The following is a 22,374-nucleotide window of genomic DNA, read 5'->3' as shown; positions in this document are numbered from 1 at the left end:
GAACGGCTAATGGCCGGTCTCTTAAATAACGGCGATATTGAATTCGGACAGCATGTCCGCAAGCAGCGAGAGCGGCAGGCCGACGACGTTGAAGTAGCAGCCGTCGATTCGGTCTACGAGGACTGCGCCCCGTCCCTGGATGCCGTAGCTTCCGGCCTTGTCCAGCGGCTCGCCGGTATCGGCATAACGCGCGATGACCTCGGGATCGAGCGGCTTCATGACGACCTCCGTCTTGCGGTGCGCCGTTATCTCGCGGCCCGTATGCGGATCCAAGCAGGCGACGCCGGTAAATACCTGGTGCCGCCGGCCTTGCAATCGGCTTAACGTACGGATGGCGTCCTCCCGGTCGAGAGGCTTGCCCAGCACTTCGCCGTCCAGCACGACAATGGTGTCCGCGCCGATGACGAGCGATCCGTCCCTATCCTCGGGAGCGAGAAGCCCGGCTGTCGCTCTTGCCTTGCGAAGTCCGAGCTGTTCGACGATTCGGGACGGTTGCCAATCAGGCGGCGTCCCTTCATCCGTATCGCTGGGCAAAATGAGAACCGGCAAGGAAAGGTCGAGTGAAGCGACCAATTCCCGCCGGCGGGGAGAAGATGAAGCCAGCACGAGCTGGCGCAAATGTTCGGTTGGATTACTGCGGGATTGAACCATTGAGGCAAAGCTCCTTATCGCTTCTGACGGTTACCTATAGTTTGCGGTACAGCCAAATCGCAAGCGCGAGACCGGCGATGCTGAGCAAACTTAAATGAATCCGCAGCGTGATTGCATAGCTGAGCACGAGCAAATCCGCGGTGGGCGACCACACGATCGTGGTCGAATTCGTTAGAAACGAAAGTCCTGGGACCGTCGACAGCGAACGAGCGATAAGCGCGCCGGCCAGCAGGCCGATCAGCATGAACAGCAGCAGTACCCAGAAATTTTTCTTCATCTTCCAACGTCCCTCGCCATTTTTTGACACGTACTCTACATTATACGCGCAGCGGAAACGCTTTACAATGATTCGATCGATTCAAACCAGCCTTTCTGGATGAAGACGGCGTTCATGAGCGCGGTCTGCATGGACCATAAGTAGGCATCCGACGGCTTCTTGACATATTCGCCCGCCGCAACCGCTGCCGTATTCATGGCTTGTTCCAGCTTCCGCAGCGTATCCTGATCCGTCTTGCTCGTCAGCCCTGCTTCCAACCGGGAAGCGGATGCCGTCCACTTCTCGTGCAGCGCCTGCCATTGCGTTACGGCGTCTGCGTCCGATTGCCCGATTAATCGGTCAAGCGTCATGCTGTCCAGCTTGGCGAGCAGCCCCGACGTGTTCTCGAAGAAGGCTTGAACGTCGGAGGCCGCGCCTTTGTAAGGCATAGCCGAAAGCGCCGGAAGCTCGATCTGCTTCACGTAAACGTCCATCCCGGTCAACGTCTGGCCGAGAAGATCAGCCGCATCCCGGTCCGTGGACATGCCCACGTAGATTCGGAAGTCCTCCTGCGACGTCAGCGAGGCAGCGGCAAGCCCTTTGCCGTGAAGCTCGGCCGCAGCGGCGTCCAGCCCGTCCTTGCTGCTGAATACGCCATATTGAAGCATATAATAGGATGCGGCAGGCACGTCGACCTTCACCGTCTTGGCAGTGCCGGCATTTACGGTACTCGCCGCGTTTTTATCCGCGTTTTTATCCCCTGCCGCGGCTGCTCCTTTTCCTCCGTTCGCCGTTCCGGCCGCAGACGGATTTCCCGCTGCTGTACCGCTGCTTACAGCCGGCAGCGCCGCATCCGGATTGTTCGCCGAACCTGAAGGGCCTCCCCCCGTAAACAGGGTCAGCACGAAGTAACCGAACAGGGCGCCCGTTGCGATCGCGCCGGCGACCGACGCGAACACTTTAAACCACGAAGGCCCCTGCGCCGGACGTTTGCCCGTGCCGGATACCGGAGATACGAACGCCTTATTCGATCCGCGGCGTCCCTCATTGTTGTCATATCGATCGACCACGACATCGATCAGCGGATACATATCGATGACCTGCGGCGGGGAGACGCGTTTGGAATAAGCATGCAGGCTGCGTTCTTGATCCGTCTCTTCGTCGCCAAGCAGAATAGCGGGTCCTGTATCGCCCATCGGCGGCAAGTCTGCCTCCGTCGGCGCGGTCGGCTGTGTCTTCGAGGAAGCGTACGCCGAATAATCCGCCGGCTCCAGCGATGATCTGGATCCGCCAGGGCGCGGCTTCGATCCCGTCTTAGGCAGTTGGCCGTCGGATTCGCGGATTAACTGCTCCAAGGCATGGGCATCATTCTGAAAAGGACTATTCCAGGAGCCGATATCGGCCGTAAATGACAGTTCCTCTTGAAAGTAAGGCACGGCGTTCGTGTCCGATGCGCGCTGCCTCTCCTGCCGCGGCAGCTCCTCGCGAGCCCCGCTCTGTTTATCGAATCGATACGTAATGCGTCCCTTCGCACTCATCGCACTCTCTCCTTGTCCACGTACTCTAGTACAAGTCTATGAGAGGGTTGAGAGAATTATGACCCGCCTGCGGCTATTAAGCCTTAAGCCTTATATAATATTCGTTTGCAGGAATATTCTAAAGGGGGTATATTGAAAGGATGAATGCAACTTTAACCGCTCTTGCCGAGCCACATCGACTGCACATCGTCGAACTGCTGCGCCATGGGCCCCTGCCTGTGGGCGATATTGCCGATCGACTGCACCTCCAGCAGCCTCAGGTTTCCAAGCATCTGCGCGTCCTGCACGATGCCGGGCTCGTCGGCGTACAGCCCGCCGCCAATCGGAGGATCTATAAGCTGGAGACTCGTCCTCTCCAAGAGTTGGACGTCTGGCTGGATTCGTTCCGCCGCCTTTGGGAGAATCGCTTCGACCAATTGGAGGATTATTTGCAAGAACTGCAGAGGAAGTCCGCAGAGCCGAACGGCGACTAGGAGGGCCGAATAGCCGGCTCACGCTCATTTAACACTCGGAACAAGGAACGCACGCAAGCAGCCGATGCACGTTCCCGCCGTCCGCGGTATCGGATTCACGACCGGCAAGCCATCCCTGCGGGGCTGGCTTGTTTGCGTTCTATGGGCCCGGCGCGTTATCCGGCGCAAGGATAATATAAGGCGGCGATCAGGGTCAGGGCGGTACGCAAAACCAGGGCAGCCCGCAACAAAAAGACAGCAGTAAAGGCGGCGGTTATGGAGCTGGCGGCAAAGGATCCGGCTGCGGCAAGGATAACGCGCACGATTAACGCAGAGAAAGCCGAAAAATCCAAGTTGGATCTTCCGGCTTTTGCTTGTTTCCCATGCGGTCCGCACCATCCTGTCTATCAGGTGCTATAAGTTAAAGGCCGCTGCCCGGAAAACCGGGAGCGGCCTTTGCCTGTTACTCAAGCTTTGGCGCGAAGCGACTTCGCAAGCGCATCGGCTACCTTCCAAATGTCGCCGGCCCCCATCGTGATGACGAGGTCGCCCGGCTTCACCCGTTCGGTCAGCACCGCCAGCGCCTCTTCCTTCGAAGGATGGTAGGACGTGTTGGCATTGCTGTTCTTGATGATCATCTCGACCAGCTTTTTGGAATTGACGCCCTCGATCTGCTGTTCGCCTGCCGGCGAATAGATATCCGTAATCAATACCTCATCCGCCTCGAGGAAAGCGCGGCTGAACTGCTCGAGCAGGAAGAACGTCCGCGTGTAGCGCTGCGGCTGGAAGACGGCGATGATGCGTTTGCCCGTCGACTTCGCCGCGCTGATCGTCGCTTGGATCTCCGTCGGATGATGCGCGTAGTCATCGATGACAAGAATGTCATTCACTTCGCCAAGCACTTGGAAACGACGTTTCGCTCCGCGGAAATCGACGATCGCTTCGGCGATGGATGCGAAAGGAATTCCCGCTTCCAGGCAGGTAATGACCGTCGCCATCGCGTTGTATACATTGTGCCGGCCAGGGACGGACAGTTCGATCCGTCCCAGCAATTGTCCTTGCTTCGACATATCGAAGGAAACCTTCCGGTCTCCAAGCGTGATGCCGCTGGCCTTATATACGGCATCCTGGTCGATGCCGTAGGTCAGCACGCCGTTACTGCCGAGCGGTCCGGACACCAGTTCAGGGAGCATCTCCTGAATGTTCTCGTCGTCCGCGCATATAATTGCGCTGCCGCCCTGCTTGACTTGACTCAGAAACTGAACATAGGCCGCTTTCAATTTATTGAAATCACCGTCGTAGTTCTCCAAATGATCCGGTTCGATGTTCGTAACGATCGCGATCGTCGGATGGTACTGCAGGAAGGAGCCGTCGCTCTCGTCTGCCTCCGCAACTACGTATTCGCCTTTGCCGGCTTTCGCATTCGTGCCGACATTGACGATTTCGCCGCCGATGATGAACGTCGGATCCGTCTTGCAATTTTCCATGACGAGCGCGATCATCGACGAGGTCGTCGTTTTGCCATGCGCGCCCGCAACGGCTACGCCTTTGCCGTTATTCATAAGCCTAGCCAGCATTTGGGCGCGGTGCAGGATCGGAATATTCAATTCCTCCGCCGCTCTGCGTTCTACGTTGTCCCTGGACAGTGCCGTCGAATAGACGACGAGATCCGCTCCGGTGATATGTTCCGGTTCATGGCCGATAAAAATGCGAGCTCCCTTGGCTGCAAGCTTCTCCGTCAGTTCCTGCCGGGCTACGTCGGAGCCGGTTACTTTATAGCCCATCTCCAGCATGACACGCGCGATTGCGCTCATGCCGTAACCGCCGATTCCGATGAAATGAACGTGTTCTGCTGTATTCAAAGACGGTTCACCAACCTTTTTCAGAATCCGTATTGTAAAGCAATTTGGACCGGACGTCGGCAATCAAATAAAGCGTGCCAGTCACGACCGCCAAATCCGCCTTGCCGGTCGACTGCTGAAGTCGTGCAAGCGCCTGCTTCCAATCCGGTTCTACGATGAGCTCGAAGGAATACCCTTCTTCCTCCCGAAGCTCTTGAACGAGCGTTGCCAGCGAAGAGGCAGGTAAAGCCTTTCGAAAATCCGCCTCTGTCACGATAAGCGTATTCACTAGAGGTAGTATATGCCGTAAAGCGTCACGATGATTCTTATTCGCCAGCATCCCGATCATAAGGTGAAGATGCTCGTACGCATACGTATCCTTGAGCGCTTCCGCAAGCATTTGCGCGCCTTCGGGATTATGGGCGCCGTCGATGAGAACGCGGGGAGAATCGCCGATCATTTCCAGACGGCCAGGCCATGCGGCATTGCGCAGACCTTCCCTCAAATCCTCGTCTTCCAAAATAAGCGCATAGTATTGCCGCAGCACTTCCAGCGTCATGACAGCGACCGCCGCATTGGAGCGTTGGTGCGCGCCGTTCAAGGTAATCGCCAGATCGTCGATCGAACGGAAGATTCCGTCGAAGCGGAACGACTGCTCATTCTCCCGTGCATGCAGCGTTACCTCATGGAACTGGTCGCCCATCATATACAGCGAGCTGTTCTTCGCCTTCGCGGTTTCGCGGATAATCGCCGCGGCTTCCGGCTGGCTGACGGCGCTGATGACGGGAACGCCGGCCTTGATGATGCCCGCCTTCTCCGCTGCGATCTCTTCGAGTGTATCGCCGAGAATGTCCATATGATCGTGGCCGACGTTCGTAATCACCGAAACGATCGGCGTCACGACGTTGGTTACGTCCAGGCGGCCGCCGAGGCCGGTTTCCCATACGACGAAATCCGGATAGGATACGGTGCCGTAATACAAAATCGCCAGCGCGGTGGACACCTCGAACATGGAAGGCGAACCAAGCTCCGTAGCCGCGATCTCTTCGACCAGCGGCTTCAGCCGGTTCGCGAGCGCCAGCAGCGTCTCTTCCGGGATATCCGTGCCGTTGTATTGGAACCGATTCGTGAATTTCGTAATGTAAGGGGACGTAAACGTCCCCACGTCATAACCGCAGCGCAGCAGCACGCTGGTCAAATAAGCGCAGACGGAGCCTTTGCCGTTCGTTCCCGCCACATGGATGAACTTGATCCGGCGCTCCGGATGGCCCGTCATCTCCATCAGCTTCCGGATACGTTCCATGCCCGGGCGTATGCCGAACGGAACGAGTCCTTCGATCCACTGCCTGGCTTCCTCGTAGGATGCCAACGGTCTATTTTGATGTTCCTGCATCTGTTCGTTCATCTCGCTTCAGCCTCTCAATTCCGCGATCCGCGCTTTCACTTTATCGCGTTTATCGGCATAATCGGCCATTTTCGCCTTTTCTTCCTCGATGACTTTGGCCGGTGCCTTGGCAACGAAGCCTTCGTTCGCAAGCTTCTTCTCTACGCGCTGCACTTCGCCGTCCAAATGTTGAATTTCTTTCTCCAGACGGGTGATTTCCTGCGCGATATCGATCAGCCCGGCTAGCGGTAAATACATCTCGGCTCCGGTAACGATGGCCGTCATCGCTTTCTCCGGCGCATTCAGGTCGAGGCTGATCGCTAGCTTCGACGTGCCGCAGAAGCGGACGATAAATTCTTCGTTGCGGGCCAGAATGGCGGCTTCGTTCGGGCTGGAAGGCTTGATTTGCAGCTCGATCTTCTTGCTCATCGGCACGTTGACCTCGGCGCGGATGTTCCGTACCGACCGAATCATCTCCATCAGCAGCTCCATCTCGGCAACGGCATCCGGCGCTTCGAACGCCGCGTCATAGACGGGCCATGGCGCAAGCATGATCGTCTCGCCTTCATGAGGCAGATGCTGCCAGATTTCCTCGCTGATGAACGGCATGAACGGATGAATCAGCCGCTGCGTGCGGTCCAGTACGTATGCAAGCACGGATTGCGTCGCGCGCTTCGCCTCGGCATCCTGACCGTTCAAGTTCAGCTTCGCGAACTCGATGTACCAGTCGCACAGATCATCCCATATGAAATTATACAGGACGCGGCCCGTCTCGCCGAAATCGTAGGCGTCGATCAAACGCGTCGTATCCGCAACCGCCGCGTTCAGGCGATGCAAAATCCAGCGATCCGCGGTGCCCAGCTTCACGTTGATGTCGATATCGGCCGCCGTAACGCCTTCGAGGTTCATCAGCGCGAACCGGGAGGCGTTCCAAATTTTATTCGCGAAGTTGCGGGCCTGCTCGACGCGCTCCCAGCGGAATCGAAGATCCTGGCCCGGCGTGCTGCTCGTCGAAATCATATACCGCATCGCATCGGCGCCGTATTTCTCGATCACTTCGAGCGGATCGACGCCGTTGCCGAGCGATTTGGACATTTTCTTGCCGTTCTCGTCGCGGACGAGTCCGTGCATCAGAACATCCTTGAACGGAATTTCATCCGTGAATTCGATGGCCGTGAAGATCATCCGGGCAACCCAGAAGTAAATGATATCGTATCCCGTAACCAATACGTCCGTGGGGTAGAAGCGTTTCAGATCTTCCGTCTGTTCCGGCCAGCCGAGCGTGGAGAACGGCCACAGCCCCGAGCTGAACCAAGTATCGAGCACGTCTTCGTCCTGACGGAGCGATTCGCTTCCGCAGGCGGAGCAGGCCGATTGCTCTTCGCGCGCGACATGCATGGCGCCGCAGGCGTCGCAATACCAAGCCGGGATGCGATGCCCCCACCAGAGCTGACGGGAAATACACCAGTCGCGAACGTTCTCGATCCACTGCAGATACGTTTTGTCGAAGCGGTCCGGAACGAAATTCACGCCCTTGCCGTTCTTCTGCGCGTCGATGGCGGCGTCCGCGAGCGGCTTCATGTCGACGAACCATTGCGTCGACAGATACGGCTCGACGACCGCGCCGCTGCGCTCGCTGTGGCCGACTTGGTGAACGTGATCCTCGATTTTGATGCATACGCCGCTCGCCTGCATGTCGGCCACGATGCGTTTACGGCAGTCCGCGCGGTCCATGCCGTTGTACGGTCCCGCTTCTGCGTTCATCGTGCCGCTTTCGTCCATCACGACGATTTGCGGCAGGCTGTGGCGCAGGCCGACCTCGAAATCGTTCGGATCGTGGGCCGGCGTAATTTTGACCGCGCCGGAGCCGAATTCCTTCTCGACGTATTCGTCGGCGATGATCGGAATTTCGCGGCCGATAATCGGCAGGATGATCATCTCGCCGATGAGATGCTTATAACGCTCGTCTTCCGGGTGAACCGCGACGGCCGTATCCCCGAGCATCGTTTCCGGACGCGTCGTCGCGACCGTGATGAAACCCGAGCCGTTCTTGAGCGGATACTGCAGATGATAGAGATGGCCGTTCACTTCTTTATGCTCAACCTCGATATCCGACAATGCCGTGCGGGCGGCCGGATCCCAGTTAATGATTTTTTTGCCGCGGTAGATCAAGCCTTTCTCGTAGAGCCGAACGAATACTTCGCGAACGGCTTGGGAGAGACCCTCGTCGAGCGTGAAGCGTTCGCGCGAATAGTCCAGCGAGAAGCCCATTTTGGCCCATTGCTCGTGGATGGTCGCTGCATAGCTGTCCTTCCACTCCCATACCTTCTCCAGAAACTTCTCGCGCCCCAGGTCATAACGGGACTGGCCTTCCTCGCGCAGCTTCTGCTCCACCTTCGTCTGCGTCGCGATGCCGGCATGGTCCGTGCCTGGCAGCCACAGCGTATCGTAGCCCTGCATCCGCTTGGCGCGAATCAAAATATCCTGCAGCGTAAAGTCGAGGGCATGCCCGATATGAAGCATCCCGGTAACGTTCGGCGGCGGAATGACGATCGTGTACGTCTCGGCCGAAGGGCGCTTGCCCGCTTCGAAAAATTTACCTTCCCTCCAAAAAGGATACCACTTCGTTTCCGCGGCCTTCGGGTCATAGGTCGTCGGCATTTCGGTTATGAGTTCTTTCTGCGACATGTGCATTCCTACCTCCAAATTATGTCCTCATCCGTCAATTGCGCGGAATCGCGCAATGCCGGCTTAGATTCGCTAGTAAAACGGCTGCCTTTCGAAATACGGCGAGCGCACGGCTCTCCCATGGGCGTAAATCGAAAAAAAAATAAACCTATCGCCCTTATAGCAAAGGACGAAAGGTTTTGGCTTCCGCGGTACCACCTTTGTTCCGATACGGACGATTCCGTCCATACGGCAACTCATTAACAGATAACGGCTGCAGCCGGCCGCAACTACGCGAATGTCTTCGCTTCATTCCGGCAACTCCAGGGCGACCAGTCGCAGCATATTCCTGCAGAACCTCGCAGCGCAATCGGTTCCACTCTCTGAAGGTATTCCTGCCACTCTTCCCCATCAACGTCATTATAAACATAATTATTGCCTTATTTTTTCTATCATACACGTTCTTATTTGCAATCGTCAATCCCAGTGGGCCGCACCCTGGCTCGATTATATGGCAAAAGCCTGCCGAGAGGCCTCCTTAGAGGCTTTCGGCAGGCTCTACTATGACGCTTCAAGGGATGTACAGGACCTGGCCTTCGCTGACGCTTTGATCGCTTAGCCGGTTGTAGAGCGCGATCTCCCGCGCTTGCAGCTGGTAGCGGCCGGCAATAAGATCCAGCGTTTCTTCGCGCTGCACGATGCAGATGCGCATCTTGCGGAACGCATGATCCTCGTTCGGACGAAGCAGGTTTTTCCATTCGATTTCATCGCCGGAGGATTTGCGGTTCTGCGCGGCTTCGCGCTCCGCATGCTGTTCCGCGGCAGCTTTGGCCTCCTGCTCCCGCCTGCTGGACTGGAGCAGCGACCTGAAGCTGACATTGGCAGCTCCTTGCTGCGCCGTTTCGTCCTCCGCAGGCTTGCCGGCCAGCGCGACGCGAAGCTGCTTGCGCTCCGTATCGGTATCCTGCACGGAAACGTCGCCGAACAGCTGCACGGCTTCGGGCGCCGGCTGCGTGCGGAATGGAGACTCGGCTTCCGGCTGCGCGAAAGCGGACGGTACAGGCGACGCCTCTTCCGGGGCAGGCTCCGGCTGCCAAGTCTGCTGCTGCGGAGCATCCGCTTCAAACGCCGGAGATTCGGACGTCTGAGCGAATTGCTGCCGCTCGGCGTCCTGAGCCGCTTCGCGCTCGGCTTCCTCAACCGCTTCCTGAAGGATCTCTTCTTGACGCGCAGCTTCTTGCAGCACCGCTTCCTGGCGGTCGGCTTCCTGACGGGCAGCTTCCTGGCGGTCGGCTTCCTGACGGGCGGCCTCCTGGCGGGCGGCTTCCTGACGGGCAGCCTCCTGGCGGGCGGCTTCTTGGCGGTCGGCTTCCTGACGGGCAGCCTCTTGGCGATCGGCTTCCTGACGCGCGATTTCCTGCTGCGCATGGACCAGCAGCTCCTGCTCTCTGGCTCTGGCGGTACGGGCCAGCGCTTCGCGCGCCTCCTCCGCCTCGGCCCGGGAAGCCAAAGCTCGCTGCGCGTCCTGCTCTTCTGCTTGACGGGATTGCTCCGTCTCCCAGAATTGAGGCGGCTGCGCCAAATATGGCTGCTCCTCCGAACGCTGCGCGTCAAAGAACGAAGGCGCTTCGAACGGTTGTTCCTCATCCCTGCTGTGCACGACGGTATACGGTTCCTCCCGCTGCCAATCCGCCGCCTGCGAGCTAGGCTGCTCGATTTCGATGCCGAACAACGACAGCACGCCCGTGATGTTGAGCGTCCGCGTGGACAGCACATCCACGTCGAAGTTGTCGATTTCGACGGAGATGTCGTCCAATCGGTGAATGCGGTTCAGCGGCAGCGTAATTTCGACCGGAATCCAATGCTCCAGCGACTGCTCCGACAGCGGCTGCTCCTCCGAACGATATACGCCCGTCAGCAGCAGATGTCCTTTCAGCAGAACCTGCTCGTCTTGCTGCACAACGCCAATGCGCGGAACGAGCTCGATTTCATCCAGCTCGTCGATAGCCGCCACTTCATCAGGCAAATGCACCCGCTCGTAAATATCAAATCGCAAACCGTTTGACTGGCTTGGCACGCTAGTCGTCCTCCCTTCCCCTCTTCCAATGCTTGGTTGCCGTTTCCATCAACCATAAGTAAGTATTAGGCCGCTCATACTCTGCTTATCTTTCTATTGGAATGAAACCCGCAGCGCCGGCAAACAAGCGACAGGCGTTTCATCTTGCCTATTTAACTATATGGCAAGGGGGTGGAAGGCATGACTACGATTTTCACAGGGACGCGTAGCGGCGCCGGACTTCGGCGAACCATGCCGGTTCCGGAGCCTGCAAGGTCATCTCGCTGCCGCTCCACGGATGCCGGAAGGTCAATTGCTCGCCTCGAAGCGCCTGATGGCGCAAAATCGCATCTCGTCCGCCATACAAGGCATCGCCGACGAGCGGATGACCCAAGAAGCTCATATGGACGCGGATCTGATGGGTTCTTCCCGTTTCGAGCCATAGCCGGACGAGCGCGGCTCCTCGATAGGTTTCGAGCGTCTCGTAATGCGTGACCGCTTCGTCGCCTCCCGGCGTTACGATGCGCCTGGAACGGTGGTGCCGGTCTTTTCCGATCGGAGCGTTCACGGTGCCGCTCTTCCGCTTCGGAATACCCTGGACGACGGCGGCATATTGTCTCCCGATGACCTTGGCGCGCATGGCTTCATCGAGCCGCAGCTGCGCCAGCTCATTGCGTGCATAGAGAACAGGGCCTGCCGTATCGTCGTCCAGGCGATGAATATGTTTGGCGGGCTGCGGATCGCCATGCAGCAAACCGGTACGGGCGGCCGCTTCGTCAAGCGTGCCGCGTTGGCCTGGAGCGGAAGCATGTACCGGCATGCCAGCGGGTTTGTCCATGACGAGACACCAATCATCCCGAAACAACGCCTCGGCTGCAGGCGTTTCTATATCAGTCGGGACGGAAGCAACCGAGGCCGAAGCCGATGGCAGCGTATGCTGCGCTATACGGAATGCCTCGTCTCTAACGGGATCGCCCGGCAGGAAGTTCCTCAGCCGGACCATGCCTTCATCCATTTGAATGCCGCCTATCGAGAACAGTCGATTCAGCCATTTCTCCGGAAATAAACCAAGGGCCAGCAGCCAAATCCGCACATGATGCGGATGGCTCCCGGCCTCGATCGGAGAGACGGCTATGCCTGCGTTATGCGCATAGAGAAGCAGGTCGGCTGCCGCAACCGACAGCCACTCTCCATTACGCGCATAGGGCAGCGCTTGACGATCCATGATCATATTCACTCATCTCCCATACTTGCTAACGAGCACGTTTCAACTATAGCCGGCGAAGCGCCTCATCATGCGCCTCGATCGTCGCATCGATGGCCGCCTCATCGTGAATACCCGACACGAACATGCCTTCGAATTGCGAAGGAGCGATGCTGATGCCCAGATCGAGCATGGCGCCGAAGTAAGCTTTGAACCGTTCCAGGTCAGCGGTTTTGGCCGTATCGTAGTTGATGACATGCGTTTCGGTAAAGAACGGGCAAACCATGGAGCCGACGCGGTTGATCGTGCTGGCAATTCCATGCTTCGCGGCATTGGCCTCGAAGCCAAGCTGCAGGCGAATGGACATGCGTTCCATTTGCTCGTACGTGTCAGGCGTCAGCAAGCTGAGGGTCGTGTAGCCGGCCGCCATCGCGAGGGGATTGCCGGACAGCGTGCCGGCTTGATAGATCGGTCCGCTCGGCGCCATCATTTCCATGATTTCCCGCTTGCCGCCATATGCGCCGACAGGCAAGCCGCCGCCGATGACTTTGCCCAGGCAGGTCAGATCCGGAGTTATGCCGTACAAGCCTTGCGCGCAATGGAAACCGACGCGGAAGCCGGTCATGACTTCGTCGAAGATCAGCAAACTGCCGTATTGGGTCGTAACATCCCGCAGGCCCTGCAGGAAGCCGGGCAGCGGCGGAACGACGCCCATGTTGCCGGCGACAGGCTCTACGATGATACAAGCGATTTCCTCGCCAAACTGCTCGAATGCATACTTTACGGCTTCCAGATCATTGTAAGGGACCGTAATCGTATGCGAAGCCACGCTTTCCGGCACGCCGGGACTGTCCGGCAGACCAAGCGTCGCGACGCCCGATCCGGCTTTGATCAGCAGGCTGTCGGCATGGCCGTGATAGGAGCCTTCGAATTTCAAAATTTTGCTGCGTTTCGTATATCCCCGCGCCAGGCGCAGCGCGCTCATGGTCGCTTCCGTTCCGGAATTCACCATTCGCACGACTTCGACAGACGGTACGCGCGAGCAGACGAGCTCCGCCATCAGCGTCTCCAATTCCGTCGGCGCACCGAAGCTCGTGCCTTTCTCGGCCGTTTTCTTCACCGCTTCAATGACTTCGGGATGCGCGTGCCCCATGATGAGCGGTCCCCAGGAAGCCACGTAGTCGATGTAGCTGTTGCCGTCGATATCGAAGACGCGGTAGCCTTCGCCGCGCTCCATGTAGACGGGCGTGAGGCCGACGGATTTGAATGCGCGAACCGGGGAATTAACGCCTCCCGGGATGACCGTTTTCGCTTTTGCGAAGGCGGCTTTGGACCGCTCGTCCGAGCGTTTGCGATTACTATCGATCATGGGTTGGTTGACACCTGCCTGTCTATTGTTTGTGGACATGCTATGCTTTTTAGGTGATATCGGGTCGGATACGGATGGTTTCCTTATTCACCGCGCAGCCAGCGTGCAGCGTCCAGGGCATGGTACGTAATGATGACATCCGCGCCTGCGCGCTTCATGCCTGTCAACGTCTCCAGCACGATGGCGCGCTCGTCGATCCAGCCGTTCGCCGCTGCTGCTTTCACCATGGAATATTCGGCGCTTACGTTATACGCGACAAGCGGCAAGTCGTATTGTTCCTTCAGCATGCGGATGACGTCCATATACGCCAGGGCCGGCTTCACCATCAGCATATCCGCGCCCTCGAGAACGTCGGATTCCGCTTCGCGAAGCGCCTCGCGGGCGTTCGCCGGATCCATCTGGTACGATTTTCGGTCGCCGAACTGCGGGGCCGATTGCGCGGCTTCGCGGAAAGGTCCGTAGAACGCCGATGCGTATTTGACGGAATAGGACATGATCGGGACCATTTCGAAGCCCGCCGCATCCAATCCCTCACGGATCGCGCCGACGAAGCCGTCCATCATGTTCGAAGGCGCGATGATGTCCGCGCCTGCTTGCGCCTGGGATACTGCCGTCTTGACCAGCAGTTCGAGCGACGAGTCGTTGTCGACTTCGGCGCTGCCGGTGCGGGGGTCGTGATGAATCATGCCGCAGTGGCCGTGATCCGTAAATTCGCATAGGCACGTATCCGCGACAACCAGCAGTTCCGGCGCCCATTCTTTGATCGCGCGCGTCGCCTGCTGGACGATTCCGTCCGCTTCGAATGCCGACGTTCCGACGGCGTCCTTGGTCTCCGGCAGCCCGAACAGCAGCACGGCTTTTACGCCCGAAGCGACGACGACATCGATTTCAGCCCTCAGCCTATCGAGCGACAGATGGTACACGCCCGGCATCGAGGAGATTTCTACTTTCACGTCCGTGCCATGCGTTACAAAAAGGGGATAGATAAAATCGTCGACGCTCAGCTGCGTTTCGCGGACGATGCTGCGCATCGCCGCCGTTCTGCGCAATCGTCGGTGTCTTGTTATTGGGAATGCCATCTATTAAACGCCTCCTAATTCAAATCGATGCGCCGCGCGCGATTCGGCGATGGCTTCGACAAGCTTGTCGATGGTCGCCTCTTCCGGTTGTATGGTCACGTTCAGGCCGGCCTCGGCAGCGGTTTTAGCGGTAACCGGACCGATGCAGGCAATGTCGATGCCGTTAAGCAGCGACTGCGGGTCCGCGACGCCCATGCGGCGGAGCACCTCCAGCAGATTCGTCACCGTGGACGAGCTCGCGAAGGTAATGACGTGCACGCCGCCGTTCTTCAACAGATCAAGCGTTTCTTCGTCTTGTTCCTGCGCGATAATGGTTTCATAGACATCGATTTCGACGGGCTCCAGGCCTCTGGCTCTCAGTTCGCGCGGCAGCACTTCCCTCGCCAGGTCGCCTCTTGGCAGCAGCACGCGCTGGCCGGGTTCCAACTGATCCGCTAAGCTATCCAGCAGATCTTCTGCCTGAAACTTTACCGGCAGCACGCCGGCGATGACGCCCCGCTTCTCCAGCGCTTCCGCCGTCTTGGGTCCAACGGCCGCGATGCCGGCACGGTGGAACTGGCGGATGTCGATGCGCAGCTTCTTCAGCCAATCGAAGAAATATTCGACGCCATTCACGCTCGTGAACATCAGCCAGTCGTACTCGCCGGCTTTCTGCAAAGCGGATCGAATGTGCGCTGCTGCCTCCGGCTCCGAGACGGGGCGCGTCTCGATGACCGGGAACTCGCAGGCCTCGCCGCCTAACTCTTCGATCTGCTCGCTAAGCTCGCTGCTCTGCGCTCTCGCCCGCGTAACGAGCACGCGCGTTCCGAACAGCGGCTTGCGCTCGTACCAATTCAGCTTCTCGCGCTGCAGCACGACGTCGCCGACGACGATGACCGCAGGCGGCTTGAAGTTCGCAGCCTGCACGATCGCTTCGATCGTTTCGAGCGTCCCCGTCACCGTGCGCTGCTCGACGCGCGTGCCCCAGCGAATAAGCGCCACCGGCGTATCGGCCGGTTTGCCGTGCTTGATGAGCTGCTCCGCGATATACCCGATCTTCGCCACGCCCATCAGAAAAACAAGCGTGCCCGTTGCCAGCGTAACTTTGTCCCATTGAATCGAATAATCGAGTTTATCGGGGCTCTCGTGCCCGGTAATAATGGATAAGGAAGAGGCCAGGTCCCGGTGCGTGACCGGAATGCCCGCATAAGCCGGAACGGCAATCGCAGACGTAATTCCAGGAACGATGTCGAATTCGATATTATTATTCACCAACAGCTCGGCTTCTTCGCCAACGCGCCCGAATATCGTCGGGTCTCCTCCCTTGAGCCGGGTAACGATCTTCCCTTGCAGCGCCAAATCGACAAGCAGTTGATTGATATCTTCCTGCTTCATCGTATGGCGGTCAGGCAGCTTTCCTACGTATATCTTCTCCGCTTCCGGCTTCAAGTAACGCAGCAGCCGCGGGCTTGCCAGTCTGTCGTACACGATAACGTCGCAGGCACGGATGCACTCCATGCCGCGAAGCGTAATCAGCTTCGGATCGCCTGGACCAGCGCCGACCAGGTAGACCTTCCCTTTGCTTTTCCCCGTTAGCAAGTCGATCATCCTCTCACTTCCGCCAGTATGCGGTCCGCTCCCTTGGCTTTCAAGCGATCGGCGGCTTCGATGCCGAGGGCATCCGGATCCTGTCCGCGAACCGTTTCCTTCAACAGCACGCTTCCATCGGCTGAGCCGACAATGCCCGTAAGCTCGATGACCGACGCGCCTTCGCCGCTTTCGATCAGCTTCGCGTGGGCGCCGATCGGTATTTGGCAGCCGCCGTTCAGCGCGCCGAGGAAGCTGCGTTCCGCGGCTACCGTCAGCGCGGTATCCGCATCGTTAAGCAGCGACAATAGGTGACGCACATCGGCGTCGTCTTCGCGGCATTCGATGCCAAGCGCGCCTTGTCCGACAGCAGGCACGCAGACCTCTTCGGATAGGAACGACGAAATTTTCTCGTCCCAGCCCATCCGATGCAAACCGGCAGTCGCCAGAACGATCGCATCGAAGCCTTCGGTTTCCAATTTCTTGATACGCGAATCGATATTGCCGCGAATCGACTCGATCCGCAGATCCGGACGCGCGTTCAGCAGCTGGCTCGAGCGGCGAAGGCTGCTCGTTCCGACCTTCGCTCCTTGCGGGAGCTCCTCGAAGGCGATGCCGCCCGCCGTAATGAGGCAGTCGCGCGGATCCACGCGCTTCGGCACCGCCCCGTTCATCAGACCCTCCGGCAGCTCGTACGGCATGTCCTTCATGCTGTGAACCGCGAGGTCGATTTCGCCGTCGAACAGCGCCTGCTCGATTTCTTTGACGAACAACCCCTTACCGCCGACCTTGGACAGCGTCACGTCGAGAATACGGTCTCCCTTGGTCACGATCTTGCGAATTTCGAATGTATACGGCAGCCCATGCTTCTCGCTCAGCGCCTTTAATTGATCGATGACTTGTCCGGTTTGCGTAAGCGCCAGCGCGCTCTGTCTGGTTCCAACGACGATAACTCTCTGTCCGTCTACGATATAAGTCATGTTTCTATCGTCCCCTCTCGGCCGCCCGAAGCAGCTTGGTCATCCATTCTTCGATATCGAAATCAATTTGGCCGGAGGACATCCCTCTGCCGAAGTCGTTCTTCCCTTGATCGTCTTCATTGGGCAGTTCCTCGGCAGCCAGGCGAAGTACGGCTGCCCGAAGCTCGGGATCGGCTACCTCTGCCAACACTCGCTTGCGCAGCGCGTGCAGCCGCTCCAGAAACGGCTCGTAAGCTTGTCCGTACTGCGCGGCAAGCCGCCGTCTCAGCAGGGCAGTCAACGCGGGACTTGCGCCGCCCGTCGTCAAGGCGATCACCAGCTCGCCCCGCCTCACGACGGAAGGCGTAATGAAGCTACCCGCTTCTCCCATTTCCGCGGTGTTGACCAATAGGCCGCGTTTCTCCGCATACACGGCAATCCCGCTGTTCAGCAGCCGGTCGTTCGTGGCCGCGATCAGCAGGAATGCGCCTTCGCTATCTTTATCTTGGTATTCCCTTCGCAGAAGCGCGATACACCCGGCTGCAGCAAGCTCTTCGAGCCTCGTCGTCACCTGGGGAGCCACGACGATGAGATCGTCCGCCCCGCCTTCCAAAAGCGCGATCGTCTTGCGCTCTGCGACCGCTCCGCCACCGACGACGACGCACCGTTTGCCGAATAATCTCACCATGATCGGATAATACGCCGACATTAGCCGTTCCTCCCCGCAAAGTCTCCTTATGCGTCACGACGCTTCACGCTTCGCACTTTACGCTTTACGACCATCCATGAAAATTGGATGCTTGGTTGGTGAAGACGTTCAGCAGCAGCACCGCGTAGCTGATGAGATTATAGCGCGCGAATTTCAAGCCCGTTCCATCGAACCACTGATGCTTTGTCACGTTCCAAATGTACAAGCCGAGCGCAATGAAGGAGATGATGACCTTCCAATCCAGCAGCAAGCCATAACGTCCTTCGATGAGGATGGACGTCACGGCAACGGCCAGGGAGAGCATAAGCAGCGGCGTTCCGACCAACGACACCCGAAACATGAACCGATCCGCCGCATCCAAGCTTGGCAGCCGCTGCATCCGTTTCGTCCACTGCTTGCCTTTGAGCCTCGCGAATAGAAACAGATACATGCCCGAGAATATCGCGCTGATCGTAAATGCGGTATATGCAAGAATCATGAGCGCGATGTGCACGATCAGCATGTCGTGGGCTAGTTCCCATCTCGCGAGCGAGGCTCCCGATCCGATGCGGAACAAATTGACGGTCAACACGGCAAAGCCAATGACATTGACGAAGAATACGATGAATTCCATTCGAAAAAAACGGCTCATCACTAACGAAATCGTAATAAGCAGCCAAGAGAATATAAGCAGGTACTCGAACAAGGTCATGAGCGTCATATCCAAATGCGATATGATGCGATGGACGAGAAAGCCCGTTTGCAGCACCCATACGAAAATAAGCAGCCCTGTTCCCACCTGCTTTGCTTGCCGGTTTCGATCGACGAAATCCGAGAAGTAAAACAAGAGGCTCAGGGCGTAGACATACAGTATTCCATCATAGAACCAATTATGAGTAACCATAGCCGCCTCCGCTACCCGCCAGGCCGATTTAGGTCAAAAGGGCCGGGACCGCGCCTTTTCCAAGCTTCGGCGCAGATTCCGCTGATAACGACGATTCCGCGCGCGCCGAAGGCTTCGCGGACGCCGCCTTCTGTTCGGCCCGCTCGACTTCTTCCTCAAGCGCGAATAATTTCACAAACATATCCATTGCTTGATCCGCGTGTTTCTCGCCGGACATTTCCTTTATCCGCACGATGGGATCGCTCATCATTTGATTCACGATGCTCTTCGTCAGCTTATGGATGATCTTGAGCTCACGGTCGCTTAGGTTAGGCAGCTTGTTAGCCAGGCTTCCCATCGTTTCCGCATGAATGGCAGCGCCTTTCGTCTGGAGCGCTTGAATCAGCGGCGCGACGCCAAGCGTCTTGTACCATTGACGGTAAGCTTCCAGCTCTGCCGCGATGAACGTTTCGATCTTCGCCGCTTCTTGGCGGCGCTGTTCCATATTACTCTCGACGATCCCTTCGAGATCGTCGATGTCGTACAGGAATACGTTCTGGACGGAAGCGATCGAAGGATCCAAATCCCGCGGAACCGCGATATCGATCATGAACAGCGGGCGCGATTTCCGTTTGCGCATCGCTGCTTCTACCTGTTCCCGTACGAGCACGAAGCCTTCGGAGCCCGTGGAGCTGATGACGATATCCGTTTCGTGCAGGCGCGCGATAGCCTCCGTCATGTTCAGCGGCGTGCCATTGAACTTATCCGCCAGTTGGACCGCGCGGTCATACGTTCGGTTCACGACGAACACGCGCTCCACGCCGCTGGAATAGAGATGCTTCGCCGTCAGTTCGCTCATTTTGCCGGCACCGACGATCATGACCGTCTTGCCGCCGAACTGGCCGAAGATCCGTTTGCCCAGTTCGACTGCCGCGTAGCTGACCGACACCGCCGCTTCGCCGACTGCCGTATCGGAGTGCGCCTTCTTCGCAAGCGTAACCGCTTGTTTGAAGATCGCGTTGAACAACGTTCCTGTCGTCTTCAGTTCTTGCGCCAGCAGGAATGCACTCTTTACTTGTCCGAGAATTTGCGTCTCGCCGATGACCATGGAGTCCAAACCGCATGTTACGCGGAACAAATGTTCGATCGCCCGTTCGTCTTCATACATATATAAATCCGAGGTAAACTGCTGTCTCGGCGTGCCGAACCATTTCTCCATAAAGCTGCGAATGTAGTGTCCGCACAGATGCGGGCGATCAACTACCGCATACAGCTCCGTACGGTTACAGGTCGCTACAATGACACATTCCATGATGCTTTTGGTTTGTTTGAGCTGCTTCAATGCCTCGGGCAGATCCCGATCGGCAAATGTAAAGCGCTCCCTCACCTCAACCGGAGCCGTACGATAATTCAGTCCGACAACGATAATGTGCATGTGCGTTCACCTGCCCTTCATCTTGATTTTCATCACTTAGTATAGCACAGTTCGACAAGCCGTACCCCCGCAATTATGAAAATTGTTTGAAATCACGTCATGAGTTTTCAAGGCTTTTCAAGTCCATAGAATGCGCCGTTTCCAGGCACGCAAAGAAGGCAGTTTCAAGACATGCAAAAAGGCCGCGATCGTAACCGCGGCCTTCATTTGATTCTATAAGAATGCTACACAAGCTCGACTTGCTTCATATCTGCTTCTACAACTTGCAGTTCTCCCATGCCGCGGACAAGCTTCTTGGCATGCATCATTTTCGGCTTCAAAACAGACATCATGTAGTCGATCGCAAGTTGCGGATCCACTGTTTCTCCACATGTGTAACAATCAAGAGCAGCGAAACCTCTCTCAGGATACGTGTGAATGGAAAGATGACTTTCAGACAGCAGTACGAGCACAGTTGCGCCTTGTGGCTCAAATTGTTGGGCTTGCACAGAGAGTACGGTAGCGCCGCATGCTTCAGCCGCCTCTACCATTTGGGCTTGTAAAAATTCCGCGTTGTTGAGTAGGTCAAAATCTACACCCCATGTATCAACAGCAACGTGTCTTCCGAAAGTTGAATATTCCATCTCTCGGTTCCCCCTTCCTAGGAATAAAATGTTTAGTAATTTCATCCGCTAGGACCTACGTCATTCACTGCCCGAGGGACTTTCCTCTCGCAACATTACCATGTCCTGAGTGAATCCTGGTTCCTAATATTCATTGCAACGAAAATAAAAATACCATCTATTGCGGAGAAAAGCAATAGTTTTTTTTGGGCACTATGTTTGGAGAAGGAACTGTAAACTCCAATTATAAGCGTATGTCGGCGGTACGGTTTCTGTGTTCGTCCCAATCCGCGGAAAAATAAAAAAAGCCGCAGCGAATGCGGCTTTTCAAAAAGAGGTGAGGCTATCGTCCACTCATGCTTCGAGCATGAACAGCTGCCTAGTATAAGAAGCTAAACGTTCATCGATAATGGCGGTTTGCGATAGGTCGCTGCATTGGTTGCGAAGATCAAGCAGCTGATCGATCGCGCCCTGTACGACTTTGATTTCGTTCTCGACGTCCATGATATGAAAAGCCGCTTCCAGCTGGCCGATCGTATCCTTGAACTCGAAGATCACCCTCGCTTCATTGTTTTTGTTTTCAACAATTTTGCGAACATTGCCTTGAACATAATGATACGTCATTGTGTAGTTCGGATAAATGCGATTTACGATGGCATCGCCCCTGAACGCCGCTACAGCTTTACGCATCGCATTCGTCAGTTTGGGATGCATGATCCGGCAGGAAAGCAAACTAACATACGCGTCTTCATGACGCTCGAAAGTTAAGCGGACCTCTTCTCGTCCTGCGTCGTCCTCGAGAACCATCTCGTGATTGCCGTTATCCAGTACCCGCACTTGCAGCTTGATATGCTGGTCTTCGAAGAACCGGACAAATCCCGCCATCTCTTCAGCCGTTAATTGCAGAGAAGCATTGACATACTCGGTGGCTATCCGCTGAGCCATAAAAATCTCCTCAATTCTATAAAGTAACGCGTTTGTAAAACCACTGCTTACGTATATTATACCCGATCGAGGTCTTTTATTCCTGCCGCCCAGCCGCGATATTCTCGCATATTTCTGAATAATTAAGGAGATTTCACAATGAGTCCGTGCTTATATGCGTTATCCTCGCTATTCGATTGAAACTTCTTCGGTTTCTTCCGCTTCTTCGCTTGTTTCCGCGATTACCTCGTCAATAATGGCCCAAAGCTCCTCGCGGCCAAGACCTGTCTCGGACGAGAACAGGACATGACGATCCTCGGGATGGAAACCCAGCTCCGTCTTGATCATCTTCACCTGCTTCGGCCACTGGCTCTTCGGCACTTTGTCCGCCTTCGTGGTCACGACGCATACCGGAATCTCGTAATGCTTCAGCCAATCGTACATCAGGATATCGTCCTTAGACGGCGAATGCCGGATATCGACGATAAGGAGCACCATTCGGAGCGGGTCGCGATCGCCCAGGAACGTCTCGATCATCGTCCCGAATTGCGCTCGCTGCACCTTGGACACCTTCGCATAACCGTATCCCGGGAAATCGACCAAGTAGACGCGTTCGTTCACGCGATAATAGTTCAGCTGCTGCGTCTTGCCAGGCTGCGCACTCGTGCGGGCTAACCCCTTGCGCATGATCATTTTGTTGATCAAAGACGACTTACCGACGTTGGAACGCCCTGCCAGAGCGAACTCTGGCAGGTCATCCACCGGGTATTGATCGGGCCTGACGGCACTGATCACAAATTCTACGTTCGTAATTTTCACG

General features: G+C 56.8%; 20 protein-coding genes and 1 other annotated feature. Of the genes, 1 reads left to right on the top strand and 19 read right to left on the bottom strand.

The window, feature by feature from the left end; genetic code table 11:
• Positions 1 to 21: 21 nt before the first annotated feature.
• From GT003_RS02545 to GT003_RS02535, 3 genes are all read right to left on the bottom strand, one after another.
• Positions 22 to 651 (bottom strand): Maf family protein, encoded by a 630-nt coding sequence (locus GT003_RS02545; RefSeq protein ID WP_161694045.1) that lies wholly within the window; start codon positions 649 to 651, stop codon positions 22 to 24.
• 34 nt (positions 652 to 685) lie between these two features.
• Positions 686 to 928, bottom strand: a complete 243-nt coding sequence (locus tag GT003_RS02540) for a DUF4321 domain-containing protein (RefSeq protein ID WP_161694043.1) — start codon at positions 926 to 928, stop codon at positions 686 to 688.
• Between the two features lie 62 nt (positions 929 to 990).
• A complete protein-coding gene (locus GT003_RS02535) occupies positions 991 to 2,445 on the bottom strand; it encodes an SPOR domain-containing protein (RefSeq protein WP_161694041.1) in 1,455 nt (484 codons plus the stop codon).
• 140 nt (positions 2,446 to 2,585) lie between these two features.
• On the opposite strand from GT003_RS02535, the gene GT003_RS02530 reads away from it, so the two are divergent.
• A complete protein-coding gene (locus GT003_RS02530; RefSeq protein ID WP_161694039.1) occupies positions 2,586 to 2,918 on the top strand; it encodes an ArsR/SmtB family transcription factor in 333 nt (110 codons plus the stop codon).
• 155 nt (positions 2,919 to 3,073) lie between these two features.
• Here GT003_RS02530 and GT003_RS02525 read toward each other — a convergent pair whose 3' ends face one another.
• The 16 genes from GT003_RS02525 to yihA form a co-directional block, all read right to left on the bottom strand.
• Entirely contained in the window at positions 3,074 to 3,250 is a 177-nt protein-coding gene (locus GT003_RS02525; RefSeq protein ID WP_161694037.1) for a hypothetical protein, read from the bottom strand.
• A gap of 114 nt (positions 3,251 to 3,364) precedes the next feature.
• The gene (murC, locus tag GT003_RS02520; protein ID WP_161694035.1) at positions 3,365 to 4,759 is read right to left on the bottom strand and encodes a UDP-N-acetylmuramate--L-alanine ligase; all 1,395 of its coding nucleotides are present in this window, start codon (positions 4,757 to 4,759) and stop codon (positions 3,365 to 3,367) included.
• Between the two features lie 7 nt (positions 4,760 to 4,766).
• Positions 4,767 to 6,143, bottom strand: a complete 1,377-nt coding sequence (locus tag GT003_RS02515) for a bifunctional folylpolyglutamate synthase/dihydrofolate synthase (protein WP_161694033.1) — start codon at positions 6,141 to 6,143, stop codon at positions 4,767 to 4,769.
• 6 nt (positions 6,144 to 6,149) lie between these two features.
• Positions 6,150 to 8,810, bottom strand: a complete 2,661-nt coding sequence (locus GT003_RS02510) for a valine--tRNA ligase (RefSeq protein WP_161694031.1) — start codon at positions 8,808 to 8,810, stop codon at positions 6,150 to 6,152.
• Positions 8,811 to 8,972: 162 nt separating this feature from the next.
• Positions 8,973 to 9,213: a binding site (T-box leader), on the bottom strand.
• A 147-nt stretch (positions 9,214 to 9,360) separates the two neighbouring features.
• A complete protein-coding gene (locus tag GT003_RS02505) occupies positions 9,361 to 10,866 on the bottom strand; it encodes a LysM peptidoglycan-binding domain-containing protein (protein WP_161694029.1) in 1,506 nt (501 codons plus the stop codon).
• Between the two features lie 193 nt (positions 10,867 to 11,059).
• The gene (locus GT003_RS02500) at positions 11,060 to 12,076 is read right to left on the bottom strand and encodes an RluA family pseudouridine synthase (protein ID WP_239565634.1); all 1,017 of its coding nucleotides are present in this window, start codon (positions 12,074 to 12,076) and stop codon (positions 11,060 to 11,062) included.
• A 40-nt stretch (positions 12,077 to 12,116) separates the two neighbouring features.
• A complete protein-coding gene (gene hemL / locus GT003_RS02495; protein WP_161694027.1) occupies positions 12,117 to 13,418 on the bottom strand; it encodes a glutamate-1-semialdehyde 2,1-aminomutase in 1,302 nt (433 codons plus the stop codon).
• An 83-nt stretch (positions 13,419 to 13,501) separates the two neighbouring features.
• On the bottom strand, positions 13,502 to 14,497 hold the full coding sequence (gene hemB / locus GT003_RS02490; protein WP_161694025.1) for a porphobilinogen synthase: 996 nt from the start codon (positions 14,495 to 14,497) through the stop codon (positions 13,502 to 13,504).
• A 3-nt stretch (positions 14,498 to 14,500) separates the two neighbouring features.
• A complete protein-coding gene (cobA, locus tag GT003_RS02485; protein WP_161694022.1) occupies positions 14,501 to 16,084 on the bottom strand; it encodes a uroporphyrinogen-III C-methyltransferase in 1,584 nt (527 codons plus the stop codon).
• Entirely contained in the window at positions 16,081 to 17,043 is a 963-nt protein-coding gene (gene hemC, locus GT003_RS02480; RefSeq protein WP_161694021.1) for a hydroxymethylbilane synthase, read from the bottom strand. The genes cobA and hemC overlap by 4 nt, the downstream gene beginning before the upstream one ends.
• 4 nt (positions 17,044 to 17,047) lie before the next feature.
• The gene (locus GT003_RS02475) at positions 17,048 to 17,731 is read right to left on the bottom strand and encodes a precorrin-2 dehydrogenase/sirohydrochlorin ferrochelatase family protein (RefSeq protein WP_161694019.1); all 684 of its coding nucleotides are present in this window, start codon (positions 17,729 to 17,731) and stop codon (positions 17,048 to 17,050) included.
• 64 nt (positions 17,732 to 17,795) lie between these two features.
• Positions 17,796 to 18,614 (bottom strand): cytochrome C assembly family protein, encoded by an 819-nt coding sequence (locus tag GT003_RS02470; RefSeq protein ID WP_161694017.1) that lies wholly within the window; start codon positions 18,612 to 18,614, stop codon positions 17,796 to 17,798.
• 28 nt (positions 18,615 to 18,642) lie between these two features.
• A complete protein-coding gene (gene hemA, locus GT003_RS02465; protein WP_161694015.1) occupies positions 18,643 to 20,028 on the bottom strand; it encodes a glutamyl-tRNA reductase in 1,386 nt (461 codons plus the stop codon).
• Positions 20,029 to 20,252: 224 nt separating this feature from the next.
• On the bottom strand, positions 20,253 to 20,651 hold the full coding sequence (speD, locus tag GT003_RS02460) for an adenosylmethionine decarboxylase (protein WP_161694013.1): 399 nt from the start codon (positions 20,649 to 20,651) through the stop codon (positions 20,253 to 20,255).
• 333 nt (positions 20,652 to 20,984) lie between these two features.
• Positions 20,985 to 21,575, bottom strand: a complete 591-nt coding sequence (locus GT003_RS02455) for a non-ribosomal peptide synthetase module (RefSeq protein ID WP_161694011.1) — start codon at positions 21,573 to 21,575, stop codon at positions 20,985 to 20,987.
• 168 nt (positions 21,576 to 21,743) lie between these two features.
• Positions 21,744 to 22,373, bottom strand: coding sequence for a ribosome biogenesis GTP-binding protein YihA/YsxC (gene yihA, locus GT003_RS02450; RefSeq protein WP_161694009.1), 630 nt, complete (start codon positions 22,371 to 22,373; stop codon positions 21,744 to 21,746).
• Between the last annotated feature and the right edge of the window lies 1 nt (position 22,374).

This window comes from Paenibacillus sacheonensis (assembly GCF_009909195.1).
Lineage (GTDB): Bacteria > Bacillota > Bacilli > Paenibacillales > Paenibacillaceae > Paenibacillus_Z > Paenibacillus_Z sacheonensis.
Note: the sequence above shows the minus strand (reverse complement) of the source record. Positions and strands in the feature narration are given on the sequence as shown.

Excerpts from the sequence above, each read along its gene's own strand:
- GT003_RS02545 (WP_161694045.1), bottom strand. The coding sequence starts at position 651 with ATGGTTCAATCCCGCAGTAATCCAACCGAACATTTGCGCCAGCTCGTG.
- GT003_RS02540 (WP_161694043.1), bottom strand. The coding sequence starts at position 928 with ATGAAGAAAAATTTCTGGGTACTGCTGCTGTTCATGCTGATCGGCCTG.
- GT003_RS02535 (WP_161694041.1), bottom strand. The coding sequence starts at position 2,445 with ATGAGTGCGAAGGGACGCATTACGTATCGATTCGATAAACAGAGCGGG.
- GT003_RS02530 (WP_161694039.1), top strand. The coding sequence starts at position 2,586 with ATGAATGCAACTTTAACCGCTCTTGCCGAGCCACATCGACTGCACATC.
- GT003_RS02515 (WP_161694033.1), bottom strand. The coding sequence starts at position 6,143 with ATGAACGAACAGATGCAGGAACATCAAAATAGACCGTTGGCATCCTAC.
- GT003_RS02510 (WP_161694031.1), bottom strand. The coding sequence starts at position 8,810 with ATGTCGCAGAAAGAACTCATAACCGAAATGCCGACGACCTATGACCCG.
- GT003_RS02500 (WP_239565634.1), bottom strand. The coding sequence starts at position 12,076 with ATGATCATGGATCGTCAAGCGCTGCCCTATGCGCGTAATGGAGAGTGG.
- hemL (WP_161694027.1), bottom strand. The coding sequence starts at position 13,418 with ATGATCGATAGTAATCGCAAACGCTCGGACGAGCGGTCCAAAGCCGCC.
- hemB (WP_161694025.1), bottom strand. The coding sequence starts at position 14,497 with ATGGCATTCCCAATAACAAGACACCGACGATTGCGCAGAACGGCGGCG.
- cobA (WP_161694022.1), bottom strand. The coding sequence starts at position 16,084 with ATGATCGACTTGCTAACGGGGAAAAGCAAAGGGAAGGTCTACCTGGTC.
- hemC (WP_161694021.1), bottom strand. The coding sequence starts at position 17,043 with ATGACTTATATCGTAGACGGACAGAGAGTTATCGTCGTTGGAACCAGA.
- GT003_RS02475 (WP_161694019.1), bottom strand. The coding sequence starts at position 17,731 with ATGTCGGCGTATTATCCGATCATGGTGAGATTATTCGGCAAACGGTGC.
- GT003_RS02470 (WP_161694017.1), bottom strand. The coding sequence starts at position 18,614 with ATGGTTACTCATAATTGGTTCTATGATGGAATACTGTATGTCTACGCC.
- hemA (WP_161694015.1), bottom strand. The coding sequence starts at position 20,028 with ATGCACATTATCGTTGTCGGACTGAATTATCGTACGGCTCCGGTTGAG.
- speD (WP_161694013.1), bottom strand. The coding sequence starts at position 20,651 with ATGGAATATTCAACTTTCGGAAGACACGTTGCTGTTGATACATGGGGT.
- GT003_RS02455 (WP_161694011.1), bottom strand. The coding sequence starts at position 21,575 with ATGGCTCAGCGGATAGCCACCGAGTATGTCAATGCTTCTCTGCAATTA.